We start from the raw sequence: 17,062 nt of genomic DNA, 5'->3' as shown, positions 1-17,062 counted from the left end.
TCTCCCTCTCCGAATAAGTATTTTATATTTATTATGATTTTTTTAAACAATAGAGTATGACTTGGACTGCTGGGAAGTACGCTGTGTTCCTCTAGGGAATGCCGTTGTTCCAGTCCTGGCAAGCTCTTTGATTCCATATGGTTTAATGAGTTCAATAAATGCTTCTACCTTATCAGATTCACCTGTAATCTGAACGGTCATGCTATCCTTGCTGACATCTATCACAGAAGCTCTGAAGGGTTCAATTAAAGAGTAAATCTCATTTCTTGTATACGGGACTGCCTGAACTTTAATAAGGGCAAGCTCTCTTGCGACAATCGACTGATCCGTGATATCCGTTACTTTTATCACATCGATTTGCTTGTTCAGCTGTTTCGTAATTTGTTCGCTGGCACCGGAGTCCTCAACATGGACCACACAAGTGATTCGCGACATCCCTTCATGTTCGGACAGGCCGACTGAAATGCTTTCAATATTAAAGTTTCTTTTGGAAAATAGATTAGTAATTCTGTTTAGAACACCTGGCCGATTCATCACAGTCAGGCATATGATTCGTTTCATGGTTTGACACCTGCCATTTCATGAAGTCCTTTTCCTGGTGCAATCATCGGATACACATTTTCATCCGGATCCACCCTGAAATCGATAAGCACTGGTTCACGGTTATGAAGCACTTCACCCAATAACTCTTCAGCCTCTGCTTCAGATTGAATAACATATCCTTTTATCCCGTAGGCTTCTGCTAATTTTACGAAAGAAGGCTGTACCGGGATTTTGCTGTGAGAGAAACGGGATTCATAAAAGATTTCCTGCCATTGCCGGACCATGCCTAGGGCCATATTATTAAAAATAATAATTTTCACCGGCAGATTCAGTTCCTGTATAATAGCAAGCTCCTGTGTTGACATTTGGAATCCACCATCACCGCAAATAGCGAGTACGCATGCTTCCGGGTCAGCCAGCTGAGCTCCGATGCTTGCCGGGAAACCAAATCCCATTGTTCCTAGCCCTCCTGAAGTCACCCATCTGTCTGCTTTATTAAATCGATAATATTGGGCTGCCCACATTTGATGCTGTCCTACATCTGTTACAACGATGGCATTCCCTTCCGTTTTCGAATGAAGCATTTCCATGACTTTCTGGGGTTTCAGCTGTGCCGATTCTTTATCATAGTAATATGGATATTCCTCCTGCCACCTCAAGATGGTTTCCATCCATTCTTTATGGGCCGGCGGTTTTCCATCCTGCAGAATCAGCTGCTCAAGAGCTTCTTTTGCATCTGCCACAATCGGAATGGACGTTGGAACATTTTTGCCGATTTCAGCAGGGTCAATATCAATATGGGCGACTGTTGCATATGGTGCAAAATGCTGTAAATTCCCCGTTAATCTATCATCAAAACGGGCTCCAATATTTATCAGCAAGTCACATTCGGTGAGTCCCATATTGGCTGCATAACAGCCGTGCATCCCCGCCATACCGATGAATAAGGGATGATTTGCAGGAAACCCGCCGAGGCCCAGAAGTGTGTGGATAACAGGTATTTGCTGCTGCTCTGCGTATTCTTTTAACTCTTTGGATGCTCTTCCATGAAGCACGCCGGCACCAGCAAGGATAACAGGCTTTTTCGATCTGCTGACTGCTTCAGTTAATTTCCTTATTTGCAGGTAATTTGGTTTTAATGTCGGCTGATATCCCGGCAGATTCACTTCCATTTCTTTCTCAGGCTGATCTGAAACTCCCGCAGCGATGTCTTTAGGAATATCGATCAGCACTGGTCCTGGCCTGCCGGTTGAAGCTATATAAAAAGCTTCTTTAACAATTCTCGGTATATCTTCAATGCTGCGGACCTGATAATTGTATTTTGTAATTGGAGTGGTTATCCCCAGAATATCTGCCTCCTGAAAAGCGTCTGATCCAATGACTCCTGTTGCCACCTGGCCTGTAAAAACAATTAACGGAAGTGAATCCATCATTGCGTCTGCAAGACCGGTAACAATATTAGTGGCTCCTGGTCCTGAAGTGGCAATTACAACACCCGGCTTTCCAGATATCCGGGCATACCCTTCAGCAGCATGAATTCCTCCCTGTTCATGACGCGGCAGCACATGAAGAATCTTTGAATGATACAGTTTGTCGTAAAGTGGAAGAACAGCTCCTCCAGGATAACCAAAAATCACTTCAACATTTTCTTTCTCCAAGGCTTTTAATAACAGATCAGCGCCGGTGACAGGATGTGTCTCCGTTTTTGTTTCTGTTAAGGCAGCTTCCTGCAGCATTTGTTGATAACCTCCTCTTGTTTTTAAACTCCAATATAAAAAGCCCTTCCACCCCTAAAGAAACCTAACGATTGTAGGTATAAGGGATGAAAAGGCTTTGATCACCTGTTCCACGGTACCACCCTGATTCACGCTTATGATGCGTGCACTCATGAACAGCGATGTGCTGTTCGTTTTGATAACGGGTGAAGAACACCCGGCAGCCCCTAGTCGATCATCTTTCAGGACTGCGCTCAGAGGTGAGTTCATTTTAAGAGGGCATTACCGGGTTTCAGCAGATCCGGCTCTCTGTGAATGCCTGTCATAAAACTACTTATCCTCTTCTACGCTTTTCCTATTCTGAGATTTAACCTCATTACAATAACGCTTTAAACCATTGAATTAATAGATTAAAAAAAACCAAAATTTCATATAGCGAGATAGATTTCACTTGGATAAAGCTTTATAATACCACTTAACTTGATGGTGTGAATTTCTTATATTGAGGACTATCTTACGCCCATTTTGATCAGCCGTCAACACCCTTTTTATGAATTATTTGATAATTTAGATTTATCTGTTATTGTGTATCCGCTTACATTGTTGATATATTCACATTCCATGGGACAAAAAAATTTTAAAAATTTTTTTAAAAAAAGGGAGATGATACAGCTGATGAGGTTTATAGAGGCAATTTAAAAACAACTGGCTGGTTCCTGCCATTAAAAATAGATTTAAAAACAAAAAAACCCACCAAAAAGGTGAGTAAAAATTCGGTAAGATATGTAGTGTTTCCAGATGTGTAAATGGCGTCCCAGGAGAGATTCGAACTCCCGACCGACGGCTTAGAAGGCCGTTGCTCTATCCGGCTGAGCTACTGGGACATTTTAAAATTATTTACCTGATTGAGATTTATTAACTCAACGACAAGATTTATTATATTAAACAAATGTTAAGAAGTCAACACTTTGTAAAATATTTTTTATTATTGAGGGAAGACTCACTTCCCTCAGTTATTATATTCAAATTAATCGCTTTTTACCAGTGAAAATTTTTGTGTCAGATCAGGAATCTTTCCTTTGGAAACGTCATACACATCCAGTGTAACATCTTTTCCCCTGTTTTCCAGTATGACATATGTCCTTTCATTCCTGCCTCTGGGGAGCCTTATGCTTCCAGGATTGATAAATAATATCCCCTCAGACATTTCAGCTCCCAGACCATGTGAATGGCCAAAACATACGATATCTGCCTTCAATTCACGTGCCCTGTATGACAGATTCATTAAAGTGGACTTAACGGAATATTTATGACCGTGTGTGACGAAAAAGCGGAACCCTCCAGCCTCTTCTATTCTGTCCTCCGGAAATGCCGAATCAAAATCGCAATTGCCTCTTACAGCAGCGTAGCCTTTTAATGATTCATGATCAGCCTGCAGCTCCGAATCTCCGCAGTGAATTATTATATCCATACCAGGATGCCTTTCACGTATTTGGCTGAGTTCAGAAGTTAACCCATGGCTATCGCTGACAATCAGAACCTTCATGAGTTTTCAGCTCCCGCCACGAAAGAAGGAAGCAGCTCCTCCAGCTTTTGGAGAGCATTCGCTCTATGGCTGATCTGGCTTTTTTCCTCAGGCATTAATTCAGCCATTGCTTTGTTTTTTTCCTCTGCAAAGAAAATAGGATCATAGCCAAATCCATAAGTCCCTCTTCTTTCTCTTAAGATATGACCTTCACAAGTTCCTGCAACTGTTGCAGTCGCTTTTCCGGGAGCAGCGATGGCAAGGGCGCAATAGAACCGTGCCTGCCGTTTATGATCCGGAATGCTTTCGAGCTCATCGAGAACTTTGTCCATATTTTTCTGATCGTTTTTTTCCTCTCCTGCATAGCGGGCGGAATAAATGCCCGGCTTCCCTCCAAGCGCATCAATGATCAATCCCGAATCATCGGCAATGACCATTCTTCCAAAAGCTTTAGACACGGCTTCCGCTTTAAGAATGGCATTCTCTTCAAACGTGCTGCCTGTCTCCTCAACATCCTGAAAATCCGGATAATCCAGCAGGGTTTTTACTTCATAACCAAGAGGCTTAAACATCCGCTCAAACTCTCTCGCTTTGCCTGCGTTTTTAGTAGCGATTATGACTTCCTGCATATTATGCCCTCCCTGCAAGCTTTTCTCTTTTGCTATGAATGCTTCCTGAGATATTCTCTCCAAGTGCCGACTTCTGAAGTTCAAGCAGCTCTGATATCCCTTCCTGTGCAGCACCAAGCATTTCCTGCAGCTGGGCATAAGAGAAAGTCGCTTCTTCTCCAGTTCCCTGAAGCTCTACAAATTCCCCGCTGCCAGTCATGACTACATTCATATCCACTTCAGCAGAGGAGTCTTCAATATAATTCAAATCCACTACAGCCTGCTTATCAGTAAGAATCCCCACGCTTGTGGCCGCTAGGAAATCATTGATTGGATAGCTTGAAAGCTTCTTGCTGCTGTAAAGCTTATCCATCGCCTGTGCCATTGCAATAAAGGCCCCTGTAATGGAAGCTGTCCGTGTCCCTCCATCAGCCTGTATTACGTCGCAATCAAGCCATACCGTTCTTTCACCAAGTGCATCAAGATCCACTACTGCGCGGAGTGCACGGCCGATCAGACGCTGAATTTCCATTGTTCTCCCTGATATTTTTCCTTTTGCTGATTCCCTGATATTTCTCTGCTCTGTAGCCCTGGGAAGCATGGAATATTCAGCTGTTATCCAGCCTTTCCCCTGTCCTCTCATAAAAGGAGGGACCCTTTCATCAATGCTTGCTGTACATATCACCTTTGTGTCTCCCACTGTAATGAGTACCGAGCCCTCAGGATGCTTTAAATAATCAGTTTCAATATGTATTGGCCTAAGCTGCTTTGGTTCACGTCCATCTGCGCGCATAAGCTGATTCCCCCTTCATTTGCTTATATTGTACCTGGGCATTTGCCCAGTTATATTGGCATGCCTATTTTACCAACAAAGAAGAGGCGGCATTAAATGCCAACCTCCTTTTCCTGTTACTATATAGTATAACAAAATCTGCTATATTAAAAACTTCCTGTATTCACATTTTCAGGGCGTGTTACAGGCTCGGATAGCTTTTCCCCATCCTCATTAACAATCTCTGCTTTGCCATCGACAGTTACAGCCACGCTTTCAATGCCCTTTTGTTCAGTGAGGGAAAGGACAAGTGCATTCAGCAAGTGCTTAGAAATCATTTTCTCTTCGAAGCTGCTGAAAACATTCTCATTGAAGTTTAATGTAACTTTTCCTTCTTCAACTTTTGGAGCTTCAAGCAGTTCTACATCCGGAAGGAAGTCTGTCACCAGATTGGATGCATAGTTCGGCCCTTTTATCAGTTCGGCTACAACTGCTTCAACTTTATTGTCCATATCATTGCTTACACGCTTGGTAACAGGCACGTAATAATAGTTTTCTTCATCCCCGCCCAGATAATAAACAGTCACCGGCTTCGTATTCGTGATATCTACTACTTCCGTTGTATCCATGTTTATTCCATTGGCTCTCGTTAACGCCGAACTGACCGGAGTGCCATTCACCGGCATCTCTTTTAATTCATGCCCGTTTAATGTCAGCTTAACTTTATCAATGGAATCAAATTGTGTAAGTGTCCAGGTAACTGATTGGAGAATTTTCTTTTCATCTTCCTTAGCATATTCCTTAAATTCTTTTGAAAAATCGACGGTAGCCACTTTATCTTTAATATTTACAGAAACTTTTGTATCTGCCGGAAGGACTGCCCGGAAATCATTAGGAAGAAGCTCTGTAACAGGCCCGTTTTCCACCAGGTACTCTAACGCCTGTGTAGCAACTGAGTTCGTTTTAGGAAGATCGATTGTCTGGGGAACAACATACCCATTTTTATCGATCAAGTATAGCTCTGTTTTAAGATTTGCCGTAACACCCTCTTCATTTTCAGCTGTTTCTTTTCCTGTTGTTTCTTCAGCAGCACTTTCGCCTTCATCGGTATAAGATACTGCTTTTGGCGGATCGACCTTTTCTTTCCCCTGGCTTCCAAACAATCCGCAGCCTGATAATAATACAGATGATACCAGCACAGCTGACACTATAGACGTTTTTTTATTTATAGACATACATAATCCCCCCTGAGACAGTTTGTACTACATGTATACGAGCCTATCTGTAATTTAGACCGTCTTTTGGGATAAAAGTGTGAATAGATTTTTGACAAATTTGGACAATCCGAGGAATGCTTGCTTCTCAGCCATATTAAAAGAAGCCCCAATTAGGGCTTCATGTCAATTTTGTTTCTGGAGTTCGTCTTTTACAAGGACAGCTTTGATTTTAAAATAATCTATTTCATCCGGAAGTTCTTCTTTAATTGGCTTAAGTTTATCTCTTCCAGCTTTTTCAGCTGCCTGTAAAACTAGCTTTTCTTCCGTTTCATTGAAAATATCTGACCAGTCAATTGCATTGCCTTCTTTGATCGACCGGAAGATATGCTCCTGAATAGTTATAAGTGAAAAGTTTCGCTTTTTGGCTATTTCCTTTATGGAAATTCCATCCTTATAATGATCAAAGGAAATCTGGTAGCTTGGGCGGTCATCCTGTGGTTCCTCTGACATTGAAGGCGTCTCTGCTGCAGGCATAGGAGAAATATTATGTTCTTCGGCAAATTCTTTAATTGCCTGAATAAAATATTCCCCATACTTATCAAACTTCATTTGCCCTACACCTTTTACATTTAACATCATGTCTTTGTTCACGGGAACATAACGGCACATTTCTTTTAATGCGGTATCAGCAAACACAACAAAAGGAGGAACATTTTCTTCATCTGCAATCTTTTTCCTGAGCTTCCTCAGGATCTCAAAAAGTTCAATGTTTTCATCTGCTTCCTGAACAGGTACAGGCAAACTAATTTTCATGAATAGTTTTTTCTGTCCTTTCAAAACAGGAATTGCATTTGCTGACAGCCTTACTGTCGGATATTTTCCATCTGTTAAAACCAGATAATCCTCAGCCAGCAGATAGTTGATCATCTCAGCAATCTCTTTTTCTTTGCGGTTTTTCATCAGCCCAAATGTGGAAAGTTCATTAAAATTAAGCTCATGGATTCTTTTATTACTTGAGCCTTTCAAAACCTGAGCAGTCAAAGTAACGCCAAATCTTTCTCCCATCCGCTTAATGCATGAAAAAATCATTAAAGCTTCCTGAGTAATATCTATGCTTGTCCGTTCATCCAGGCAGCTGCTGCATTTGCCGCAGAGGATAGGTTCGGCATTCTCATCAAAATAATCAATGATATAGGATTGAAGGCATTTCTCTGTGTGGCAGTAATTAACCATATCCTTTAGCTTGCTGTATTCCTGCTCCATTTTCCGTGGATCCAGACTGCTCTCCTCAATCAAAAATTTCTGCAGCTGGATATCCTGAGGAGCAAACATCAAATAACATATGCTATCCTCTCCATCTCTTCCTGCCCTTCCGGCTTCCTGATAATAAGCTTCAATGTTCCGCGGAAGATTATAGTGGATGACATATCTGACATTGGATTTATCAATCCCCATCCCAAATGCATTTGTTGCGACCATAATATCTGATTCATCGAATACAAACGCATCCTGTGCTTTTTTTCGTTCTTCTTCCTTTAAGCCTGCATGATATTTGGCAACTGAGCAGTTCTTGCCTTTTAAGAACTGGTACAGCTGGTCTGTCTCTCTTCGGCTTGAAGTATAAATAATTCCCGCTTCGTTTTTATGTTTATTTATGGTCTGCAATAGAAAATCTCTTTTATTAACACCTTTCAATACGTGAAAGGATAGATTATCCCTTGCAAAACCAGTTATAAACATATTTTCCTCGCCGATGTTGAGAAGCCTTCGGATGTCCTCTGCGACATCCCGTGTGGCTGTTGCAGTCAATGCAGCAATTACAGGTTTCTGGTGCAGATTGCTAAGTTCTGAGACAACGGAACGATAACTTGGCCGGAAATCATGCCCCCATTGAGAAATGCAATGTGCTTCATCAAAGACGATCGCATTGATTGAAATATCGTTTAACAATTGCAAAAAGGCCATGGACCCAAATCGCTCCGGCGCCACATACACGAGCTTATATTCTTCATTACGTATTCCAGCCACAATGTGCTGATACTCGGCAGAAGACAATGTGCTGTTTATATAAGCAGCCGGGATGCCTGCAGTGCTAAGGGCATCTACTTGATCCTTCATCAGGGAAATTAAGGGAGAAATCACAATGGCCGTTCCGGGGAGTACAAGAGCGGGTATTTGAAAGCAGATTGACTTTCCGCCTCCAGTTGGGAGAATGCCAAGAGTATTGGTTTGTGAGAGGATATTCTGAATAATCTCCTGTTGGCCGGGGCGGAAAGAAGTATATCCAAAATATTTTTTTAAATAATTTTCGGCTTGTGCCAGCAAATTGATCACCAACTCAATTAAGTATAGTTTTTCTTTCAGTTTCATGATACCAGAGCTTTTTTAAAAAGTAATCTAAAAGTAACATTCAGATTACTATAAAAAACACCTTCTGAAAAAGTTCAGAAGGTGTCTGCAATTATTAAAGCGAAATTTTTTCTACAGCATTTACAGTAAACCCAAGCCACTTTGAGGCAATTTTAGAAAAAATGGCCGTGGAGCCAGTTGTACAGAATTTATATTCAGGGTTCTCATCCACAGCTTTAAGAAGACCATGGTGGTGCAGAATGGTACTTGCTTCCCTTGCTGTTTCCTCACCTGAGCTGATCACCTTTACATTTTTACCCATTACATTTTTAATAATCGGTTCTAATAAAGGATAATGAGTACATCCAAGAATGAGTGTATCCATTCCTTTTCCTTTTAAGGGCTGAAGCGTCTCCGCCACTATTTTTTTGGCAACTGAGCCTTCATACTCCCCGCTCTCTACAAGGGGAACGAATTTTGGGCATGCCAGACTATGCACGGCAGACCTGCTGTTTATCTGAATTAGCGCATTTTCATATGCCTTGCTTTTGACTGTGCCCTCTGTGCCAATGACTCCAATTATATGATTTTTCGTCACTTTAATAGCTGTTCTTGCGCCTGGGAAAATGACACCGATAACCGGTATCGGCAGTTCCCTGCGTATTTCCTCGAGAGCGACAGCAGTAGCTGTATTACAGGCTATAACAAGCATTTTAATATTTTCTTTAAGCAGGTACTCCGTCATTTGCCAGGTAAAGGATTTTACCTCTTCACCAGGCCGCGGGCCGTACGGGCATCGTGCTGTATCTCCGAGGTATACAATATCTTCATTTGGCAGCTGCCTCATGATTTCTTTTGCGACTGTTAAGCCCCCCACTCCGGAGTCAATTATTCCTATTGGTTGTTTCAAAAGTACCGCCTCATTCTCCGCGCATATCATGGTGTAATTTCATTAAGTTGTCTTTTAAGAACAAGACCTCATTATGTGAAGAATTTTTAAGGACCTCTTTAAGGTAATCCTGGCGTTTTTTAATAACTTCTTCGATAATCCGCTCTCCTTCATCAAGCAGATGAATCCGGACTACTCTTCGGTCATTTGGGTCTTTCACTCTTTTCACAAGGCTATTTTTCTCCATTCGGTCAACAAGATCAGTTGTCGTGCTGCATGCAAGATACATTTTATTTGACAGCTCGCCGATAGTCATATCGCCTTCTTCAAACAGCCATTGCAAGGCCACAAACTGAGGAGGGGTAATGGTAAAATCACTTAGAATTTCCCTTCCCTTTTGCTTGATAATGCCGGATATGTATCTTAAGTCTTTTTCAATATCAGCTACAACATCATTTATTTCATTTGTTTTAGGATCTTCCAGCTTCATTCATAAACACTCCCATTTAAGCTTTTACGATGTTTTCTGCCCTTGTGCATTTATTTTCACCTTTTTCCGTATAAATTTCAAGACAGAAATAAATCCAATAATGAAATATTCCCTATATAAATGTGATAACCGGCCTCCCGAAGGATAGCCGGTCTAAATTAAAGTTCTAGCTCTCCCATTCGAAGGAGCTCTACAACAGCTTGTGATCGCCCCTTTACACCAAGCTTTTGCATGGCATTAGAAATGTGGTTCCTAACCGTTTTTTCACTTATAAACAATTCACCAGCGATTTCCCTTGTTGTTTTATCTTGTACTAACAATTCGAATACTTCTCTTTCTCGTTTGGTGAGTAACGGCTTGTGAGTATATTCATTCTCCTTCAAGTATTGTAACCCTCCTTGCCTTTCGCCAGCTATGAACCGCGGGATGGGTATATATTTAGTCACCATATCATATGTCAGCAAAACAGCCGAAGTGACTATATTTAGTGAAAGGAGAAAGTTATTTTCAGGAAATGTGCCATTGTGCAGCTAGGCTCGTACTTTAACCTCGCTTTTCAGCATTTCTTTCATTTTTTCAGTCCATGGCACACCCTTGCCCGTCACCTTTGATATCTGCACCATCGTCCCTCTGCCGGTGAAGCAAACTGAACCGTCTGATTTCCTGCCCATATAATGAAGATCAACAGAAGAATTCCCTATTGATGCAGCTTTAACGTATATTTGTATCTCTTCATCAAAGAAAACCTGGCTGATAAAATCGCATTGGAGGTCTGCTACGACTGGTATGGTTTCATTATCATGCTTTACCCAGTCCTGCATAAAGCCCTTGCTTTTGAAGAATTCTATCCTTGCTTCTTCATAATATGTAAATGGAATGGTATTGTTCAAATGTCCAAACATATCAGTTTCAGAAAATCTGACTTTTACTGGATGAAAGAAAATGAATTCTTCTTCCCATTTTTTAAAATCGTCTATATAGCTCAATTTTTTCATGCTGGTTCCTCCCATTTTTTATGAATGAGCATTCACTCTGTTGTATTTTATTATAGTTTTTTTTGAATTATTTGAAAACCAAAACATTAGCATTCAGCTTGGTTTGTTAAATTATAAAACCCCTCTCCAAAAGGAAAGGGGTTTTATCATGTTTATATCTGGTCGCTTCCAAAGAAGTTTTTGAAAGACTGAAATGTTGTATCACGGTTTAGTGCCGCAATGGATGTTGTTAAAGGAATGCCTTTCGGGCAGGACTGTACGCAGTTTTGAGAGTTTCCGCAATTGGCAAGTCCGCCATCACCCATGATTTGCTCCAGACGTTCAGCTTTATTCATTTCACCAGTTGGGTGAGCATTAAACAAGCGAACCTGTGATAAAGGAGCTGGCCCGATAAAGTCAGATTTGCTGTTTACATTCGGGCATGCTTCCAGGCAAACACCGCATGTCATGCACTTTGACAGTTCATATGCCCATTGGCGCTTTCTCTCAGGCATACGCGGTCCTGGTCCCAAGTCATAAGTACCATCGATCGGAATCCATGCTTTAACCTTTTTCAAGGAGTCAAACATACGGCTTCTGTCGACCTGCAGGTCACGGACTACAGGGAACGTGCGCATCGGCTCAAGACGGATCGGCTGTTCCAGCTGATCTACAAGTGCCGTACATGACTGGCGGGGCTTTCCATTAATAATCATTGAACATGCACCGCAGACTTCTTCAAGGCAGTTCATATCCCATGCGATTGGAGTAGTCTGTTCGCCCTTCACATTAACCGGATTACGGCGAATTTCCATAAGGGCAGAAATAACGTTCATATTTGGACGGTAATCTATTTCAAACTCTTCCTGAAAAGGGGCTGAATCAGGAGTATCCTGGCGGCTGATTACAAAACGGACTGTTTTAGTTTTTGTTTCTTGCATGATTTAGTTCTCCCCTTTCTTTTTGGAATAGTCACGCTTACGCGGTGGAATTAAGCTTACATCAATGTCTTCGTAATGAAATGCAGGAGCGGAATTTGCATCAACAAACTTCGCCATTGTTGTTTTCATGAATTCCTCATCATTACGTTCTGGGAAGTCCGGTTTATAGTGTGCACCGCGGCTTTCATTACGGTTATAGGCACCAATTGTAATAACACGTGCCAATTGAAGCATATTCTGCAGCTGGCGCGTAAAGCTTGCACCCTGATTGCTCCACTTCGCAGTATCATTAATATTAATGTTTTTATAGCGCTCCATAAGTTCAACAATTTTTTCGTCTGTTTTCAAAAGCCTGTCATTATGGCGGACAACCGTTACATTGTCTGTCATCCACTCACCAAGCTCTTTATGAAGGACATATGCATTCTCTGTGCCATCAAGAGACATGATATTATTCCATTTTTCTTCTTCCTGTTTTACATGGCGGTCAAATAATGATGATGGCAGATCTTCAGCACTCTTATCTAATCCGCTGATATACTTGACAGCATTCGGGCCTGCTACCATACCGCCATATATGGCTGATAGAAGTGAGTTGGCGCCAAGACGGTTGGCACCATGCTGTGAATAATCACATTCACCCGCTGCAAACAAGCCAGGAATATTTGTCATCTGGTCATAGTCAACCCACAATCCGCCCATTGAATAGTGAACAGCAGGGAAGATTTTCATTGGCACTTTACGAGGGTCTTCACCCTGGAATTTCTCATAAATTTCAATGATTCCGCCAAGCTTAATATCAAGTTCTTTAGGATCTTTATGGGAAAGATCAAGATATACCATGTTCTCCCCGTTAATGCCAAGCTTCTGGTTAACACACACGTCAAAAATTTCACGGGTTGCAATATCACGAGGCACCAGATTTCCGTAAGCCGGATATTTCTCCTCAAGGAAGTACCATGGTTTGCCATCTTTATATGTCCATACTCGTCCGCCTTCACCGCGTGCAGATTCACTCATTAGGCGAAGTTTATCATCTCCAGGTATAGCGGTGGGATGGATCTGAATAAATTCCCCATTTGCGTAATAAGCACCCTGCTGATAAACAATCGAAGCCGCTGAGCCTGTGTTAATGACGGAGTTAGTGGATTTCCCAAAAATAATTCCCGGTCCGCCGGATGCCATAATAACTGCATCTGCAGCAAAAGACTTAATTTCCATAGAAGTCAGGTTCTGGGCAACGACACCCTTACAAGCTCCGTCATCATCGATGACAACCCCAAGAAATTCCCAGCCCTCATACTTTGTCACTAATCCTGCCACTTCATGGCGGCGGACCTGCTCGTCCATTGCATAAAGAAGCTGCTGCCCAGTTGTAGCACCGGCAAACGCAGTACGATGATGCTGTGTTCCACCGAAGCGGCGGAAGTCAAGCAGTCCTTCAGGTGTACGGTTAAACATAACACCCATACGGTCAAATAAATGAATGATGCCAGGTGCAGCCTCTGCCATTGCTTTTACAGGCGGCTGGTTTGCCAGGAAGTCCCCGCCATAAATTGTATCGTCAAAATGAATCCATGGGGAATCGCCTTCCCCTTTTGTATTTACTGCTCCGTTGATGCCGCCCTGGGCACAAACAGAGTGGGAACGTTTAACCGGTACCAGAGAAAATAATTCAACCGGAGTCCCAGATTCTGCTACTTTAATTGTCGCCATCAAACCGGCTAGTCCGCCGCCGACAACTATAACTTTTCCTTTACCCATCGTGACTCACTCCCTTAATACTTGTAAGAAAAGCGCCAGCACCCGCTTACCGGCCCCCTTGAGGCCTTGCGATGGCGTTTATTCTGCCAAAAGTGCTGATTTTGCCTTTGCGCTTTCACTGATGCGGAGCCGGGCAGCTGCCCAATTCCCTTTTTATCCGATCAAGTCTAATAATCTCGCATGTCTATTAAATAAATGCTGTCAGAGCACGTACGCCAACAATAGATAATGCAATGAAAATTCCGATTGTTACGTAAGTGGAAATAACCTGTGAACGAGGAGATACTGTAAGTCCCCAGCTGACAAGGAATGACCAAAGCCCATTAGCAAAGTGAAAAATTGCAGAAATGACTCCAATAATATAGAACCAGAACATAAATGGATTCGACAGGATGTTCTCCATCATCTGAAAGTTAACTTCTGCTCCAAAGGCAGCCTGCACACGTGTTTCCCAAACATGCCATGCAACAAAAACCAGCGTAATGACACCAGAAACGCGCTGAAGCATAAACATCCAATTACGGAAATATCCGTATCTGCTTGTGTTATTTTTCGCAGTAAAAGCAATATAAAGGCCATAGATTGCGTGGAACAGCAAAGGTAAATAGATTACAAACGTTTCAAGGAATATTCTAAATGGAAGACTTTCCATAAAATGCGCTGCATTATTAAAAGATTCCTCTCCCCCTGTTGCAAAATGGTTCACTACAAGGTGCTGCACCAAAAACAAACCAACTGGTATTACTCCAAGCAATGAATGCAATCTGCGATTAAAAAACTCACGATTACCTGCCATAAACTTTCCCCCCCTGATTTTAAAAAAACGATGCTGAGCCCCCGCTCAGGACATCATCTCGAAAATGTTATTCATTTTCTTACAATTATGTGACATGTCCATTTTACTCCCAAGATAATAGAGCGTCAAGAAAACGGATACATAAAATGTTCCATATTAATAAAATTTTTAAAAAATATTAACGCGTTAAAAACATATATTATTCTGCGGTTCAATATGACCTAGTTGCTGGTCTCCAGTATACTGAAATAGTAATTATTTCTATGCAAATCGTTCTATTTTTTCCCGAATTGATATTAACTCCCACAGCATATTGTATATAATAGAAACATAGAAAGAGGGGAGACTATTGAGCGAATCAGCATCTGCGAAATCCACTAATGAAGATTACATACAGACAGTTCCGGTATTTGGCTATGAACTAATCCGGGAAGTGCTTTTGCATGACCTTTTAGGAAATGAAGCACCAGAAATTTTATATTGGGCCGGAAAAAGGATCGCACGCATGTATCCTCTTGAAACAGCCGGCCAGATTGCCGAGTTTTTTATAAACGCCGGCTGGGGAAACCTTTCCATCGCAAACGAATCGAAACATGAAATTGAAATGGAATTATCAAGCCAGCTGATTGCAGACCGCTGCAAAAAGAACAATAATTGCAACTTTCAGCTTGAGGCCGGTTTTATAGCCCAGCAGATTGAATTTCAAAAAGAAGTTATTTGCGAGGCATTCGAACATCCCCGCAAGAAAACCGGCAAAATCCTCATTACGGTGAAGTGGGATAAAAAGGATCCTGCTGATTAACATCTCATAGCTGCAAACAATAAGCTATCAATTTCTGATAGCTTATTATTTATAGCTTAGGAATTAAGCCTTAATCGCAGAAACAGACAGCTTGAATGCCTCATGTAAAGCATCGACCGCATCAATCATTTTGCTGTTTTCCACAACCGCCGAGACTTTAATTTCTGACGTGCTTACCATTTTCACCTGAATTTCATTCACTGAAAGCACTTCAAACATTTCTGCAGCCACACCCGGATTGGAAATCATGCCTGAGCCGACAATGGAAACCTTTGCAAGTCCGGATTCCCACTCAATGCGGTCATAATTTAATTGTTCTCTATACTTTTCCAGAACTTTCACTGTATCCGTCAGATCCTCATTTTTGATTGAGAACGATAGGTTAGTTGTCTGGGCTTCAGTCATGCTCTGGATAATGATATCAACATTAATGTGATTTTTTGCAAGCGCCGAGAAAATAGTAGACAGCCCAGTCAGTGAATTAGGAAGACCAATAATCGTTACCCTTGTTATTTCATCTTCAAAAGCTACACCGCGCACGACTAAATTTTGTTCCATTTTTACTTCCTCCTCAATGATTGTTCCGGCTTCCTTTTCAAGGCTTGAACGCACTTCAAGCGGAAGTCCGTAGTTTTTAGCAAATTCAACTGCTCTCGGATGGAGCACACCAGCCCCCAAATTGGCCAGCTCAAGCATTTCATCATAGGACACAGAATGTAACTTTCTGGCATTCTTTATAAAGCGGGGGTCGGTTGTAAACACACCGGTAACATCAGTATAAATATCACATTTATCAGCCTTAAGGGCTGCAGCCAGTGCAACAGCTGTTGTATCAGACCCGCCGCGGCCAAGTGTGGTGATGGAACCATCTTCGGTCATCCCCTGGAAACCTGCTACAATCACAATTTTCCCCTGGTTTAATTCCCCCTGTATGGTACCTGGATCAATATTTACTATCCTCGCATTTCCATGGACTGCTTCTGTCTTAATACCTGCCTGCCATCCTGTAAAGGAAACGGCGGGATGCCCTTTCGCAATTAATGCCATCGCTAATAAAGAGATGGTCACCTGCTCGCCGGTTGTAAGCAGCATGTCCATTTCCCTTTTATCTGGTGAGGGGGAAATCTCCCTTGCCATGCCAACCAGCTGATCAGTCGTTTTGCCCATTGCTGAAACAACCACAACAACATCGTTTCCCCGATTTTTTTCTTCAATTACCCGATTGGCGACATTTTGAATTCTGTCTACAGTCCCCACGGAGGTGCCTCCGAATTTCTGCACAATGATTCCCACAGCTTTCCCTTCTTTCTAAAGAAATCGTAATTTTATGATTTGCCGTCCTATGTATGTGAAGCTTAACAGTTCACTCTGCTGTATTTGACAATGGCCTTAAATCTAAAATACCCCTTTTGGGCAATAAAAAAAGCAATGGAATAGTTTAACTATCCCATTGCTGTGCAGCCAAAATGTATAAGTGAGCAAACACAGTGAGATAGCTCTCCAGGACGGCAATGTCCTGACAATCCTGCATTTATTCAATGCAGAACCAGCAGAGAAAATGATGAGATTTTCTCCACTTCGGCGAACATACCCTTTCAAAGCTTTTCATGGAAGCTCATTCTTCTCCAAGCTTTTACTGATGAAGTTCGCACCTCTACCTTCACTTAACGATTAAGT

General features: G+C 41.9%; 16 protein-coding genes, 1 tRNA gene, 1 riboswitch and 1 other annotated feature. Of the genes, 1 reads left to right on the top strand and 16 read right to left on the bottom strand.

Annotated elements, in window-relative coordinates:
* Window positions 1-42 precede the first annotated feature (42 nt).
* The 15 genes from ilvN to NYE23_RS00810 all read right to left on the bottom strand — a co-directional run bounded on the left by ilvN (window position 43) and on the right by NYE23_RS00810 (window position 14,583).
* Window positions 43-561, bottom strand: coding sequence for an acetolactate synthase small subunit (ilvN, locus tag NYE23_RS00880; RefSeq protein WP_035330237.1), 519 nt, complete (start codon window positions 559-561; stop codon window positions 43-45).
* Window positions 558-2,279, bottom strand: coding sequence for an acetolactate synthase large subunit (ilvB, locus tag NYE23_RS00875; protein ID WP_341074851.1), 1,722 nt, complete (start codon window positions 2,277-2,279; stop codon window positions 558-560). The genes ilvN and ilvB overlap by 4 nt, the downstream gene beginning before the upstream one ends.
* A 79-nt stretch (window positions 2,280-2,358) precedes the next feature.
* Window positions 2,359-2,614: a binding site (T-box leader), on the bottom strand.
* A gap of 451 nt (window positions 2,615-3,065) precedes the next feature.
* Window positions 3,066-3,142: transfer RNA gene (locus tag NYE23_RS00870), tRNA-Arg, on the bottom strand.
* 143 nt (window positions 3,143-3,285) lie between these two features.
* On the bottom strand, window positions 3,286-3,804 hold the full coding sequence (locus NYE23_RS00865) for a metallophosphoesterase family protein (protein WP_341074850.1): 519 nt from the start codon (window positions 3,802-3,804) through the stop codon (window positions 3,286-3,288).
* Entirely contained in the window at window positions 3,801-4,412 is a 612-nt protein-coding gene (locus NYE23_RS00860) for an XTP/dITP diphosphatase (RefSeq protein WP_341074849.1), read from the bottom strand. The genes NYE23_RS00865 and NYE23_RS00860 overlap by 4 nt, the downstream gene beginning before the upstream one ends.
* 1 nt (window position 4,413) lies before the next feature.
* Entirely contained in the window at window positions 4,414-5,184 is a 771-nt protein-coding gene (rph, locus tag NYE23_RS00855) for a ribonuclease PH (RefSeq protein WP_341074848.1), read from the bottom strand.
* Window positions 5,185-5,330: 146 nt separating this feature from the next.
* Window positions 5,331-6,398: a GerMN domain-containing protein gene (locus NYE23_RS00850; RefSeq protein ID WP_341074847.1), complete on the bottom strand. Its 1,068-nt coding sequence runs from the start codon at window positions 6,396-6,398 to the stop codon at window positions 5,331-5,333.
* 165 nt (window positions 6,399-6,563) lie between these two features.
* Window positions 6,564-8,750, bottom strand: a complete 2,187-nt coding sequence (gene recQ / locus NYE23_RS00845; protein ID WP_341074846.1) for a DNA helicase RecQ — start codon at window positions 8,748-8,750, stop codon at window positions 6,564-6,566.
* Window positions 8,751-8,844: 94 nt separating this feature from the next.
* Window positions 8,845-9,639 (bottom strand): glutamate racemase, encoded by a 795-nt coding sequence (gene racE, locus NYE23_RS00840; RefSeq protein WP_341074845.1) that lies wholly within the window; start codon window positions 9,637-9,639, stop codon window positions 8,845-8,847.
* A 10-nt stretch (window positions 9,640-9,649) separates the two neighbouring features.
* Complete coding sequence (locus tag NYE23_RS00835; protein WP_035330244.1) at window positions 9,650-10,108, bottom strand: MarR family winged helix-turn-helix transcriptional regulator; 459 nt, start codon at window positions 10,106-10,108, stop codon at window positions 9,650-9,652.
* 158 nt (window positions 10,109-10,266) lie between these two features.
* Window positions 10,267-10,491: a helix-turn-helix domain-containing protein gene (locus NYE23_RS00830; protein WP_009333184.1), complete on the bottom strand. Its 225-nt coding sequence runs from the start codon at window positions 10,489-10,491 to the stop codon at window positions 10,267-10,269.
* 147 nt (window positions 10,492-10,638) lie between these two features.
* Window positions 10,639-11,103 (bottom strand): acyl-CoA thioesterase, encoded by a 465-nt coding sequence (locus tag NYE23_RS00825; protein WP_341074844.1) that lies wholly within the window; start codon window positions 11,101-11,103, stop codon window positions 10,639-10,641.
* A gap of 152 nt (window positions 11,104-11,255) precedes the next feature.
* Window positions 11,256-12,023 carry a succinate dehydrogenase iron-sulfur subunit gene (gene sdhB, locus NYE23_RS00820; RefSeq protein WP_243505174.1) on the bottom strand — a complete coding sequence of 256 codons (768 nt, stop codon included), beginning with the start codon at window positions 12,021-12,023 and terminating at the stop codon, window positions 11,256-11,258.
* A 3-nt stretch (window positions 12,024-12,026) separates the two neighbouring features.
* Window positions 12,027-13,787, bottom strand: coding sequence for a succinate dehydrogenase flavoprotein subunit (sdhA, locus tag NYE23_RS00815; protein WP_035330247.1), 1,761 nt, complete (start codon window positions 13,785-13,787; stop codon window positions 12,027-12,029).
* A 187-nt stretch (window positions 13,788-13,974) separates the two neighbouring features.
* Window positions 13,975-14,583, bottom strand: coding sequence for a succinate dehydrogenase cytochrome b558 subunit (locus NYE23_RS00810; protein ID WP_035330248.1), 609 nt, complete (start codon window positions 14,581-14,583; stop codon window positions 13,975-13,977).
* A 349-nt stretch (window positions 14,584-14,932) separates the two neighbouring features.
* Here NYE23_RS00810 and NYE23_RS00805 point away from each other — a divergent pair, with 349 nt between their 5' ends.
* Window positions 14,933-15,385, top strand: a complete 453-nt coding sequence (locus NYE23_RS00805) for a YslB family protein (protein WP_341074843.1) — start codon at window positions 14,933-14,935, stop codon at window positions 15,383-15,385.
* Between the two features lie 63 nt (window positions 15,386-15,448).
* Here the strand turns inward: NYE23_RS00805 and NYE23_RS00800 are convergent, their stop codons facing one another.
* Window positions 15,449-16,678 (bottom strand): aspartate kinase, encoded by a 1,230-nt coding sequence (locus tag NYE23_RS00800; RefSeq protein WP_341074842.1) that lies wholly within the window; start codon window positions 16,676-16,678, stop codon window positions 15,449-15,451.
* A gap of 192 nt (window positions 16,679-16,870) precedes the next feature.
* Window positions 16,871-17,050, bottom strand: a riboswitch (Lysine riboswitch).
* Between the last annotated feature and the right edge of the window lie 12 nt (window positions 17,051-17,062).

The sequence above is a fragment of the Cytobacillus sp. FSL H8-0458 genome (genome assembly GCF_038002165.1).
Classification (GTDB): domain Bacteria; phylum Bacillota; class Bacilli; order Bacillales; family Cytobacillaceae; genus Cytobacillus.
The sequence above is the reverse complement of the archived record's forward strand: the minus strand, read 5'-3'. Positions and strand labels throughout refer to the sequence as shown.

Bases quoted from the DNA above. Each gene is read 5' to 3' on its own strand.
- ilvN (WP_035330237.1), bottom strand. From the start codon at position 561: ATGAAACGAATCATATGCCTGACTGTGATGAATCGGCCAGGTGTTCTA.
- ilvB (WP_341074851.1), bottom strand. From the start codon at position 2,279: ATGCTGCAGGAAGCTGCCTTAACAGAAACAAAAACGGAGACACATCCT.
- NYE23_RS00865 (WP_341074850.1), bottom strand. From the start codon at position 3,804: ATGAAGGTTCTGATTGTCAGCGATAGCCATGGGTTAACTTCTGAACTC.
- NYE23_RS00860 (WP_341074849.1), bottom strand. From the start codon at position 4,412: ATGCAGGAAGTCATAATCGCTACTAAAAACGCAGGCAAAGCGAGAGAG.
- rph (WP_341074848.1), bottom strand. From the start codon at position 5,184: ATGCGCGCAGATGGACGTGAACCAAAGCAGCTTAGGCCAATACATATT.
- NYE23_RS00850 (WP_341074847.1), bottom strand. From the start codon at position 6,398: ATGTCTATAAATAAAAAAACGTCTATAGTGTCAGCTGTGCTGGTATCA.
- recQ (WP_341074846.1), bottom strand. From the start codon at position 8,750: ATGAAACTGAAAGAAAAACTATACTTAATTGAGTTGGTGATCAATTTG.
- NYE23_RS00835 (WP_035330244.1), bottom strand. From the start codon at position 10,108: ATGAAGCTGGAAGATCCTAAAACAAATGAAATAAATGATGTTGTAGCT.
- NYE23_RS00825 (WP_341074844.1), bottom strand. From the start codon at position 11,103: ATGAAAAAATTGAGCTATATAGACGATTTTAAAAAATGGGAAGAAGAA.
- sdhB (WP_243505174.1), bottom strand. From the start codon at position 12,023: ATGCAAGAAACAAAAACTAAAACAGTCCGTTTTGTAATCAGCCGCCAG.
- sdhA (WP_035330247.1), bottom strand. From the start codon at position 13,787: ATGGGTAAAGGAAAAGTTATAGTTGTCGGCGGCGGACTAGCCGGTTTG.
- NYE23_RS00810 (WP_035330248.1), bottom strand. From the start codon at position 14,583: ATGGCAGGTAATCGTGAGTTTTTTAATCGCAGATTGCATTCATTGCTT.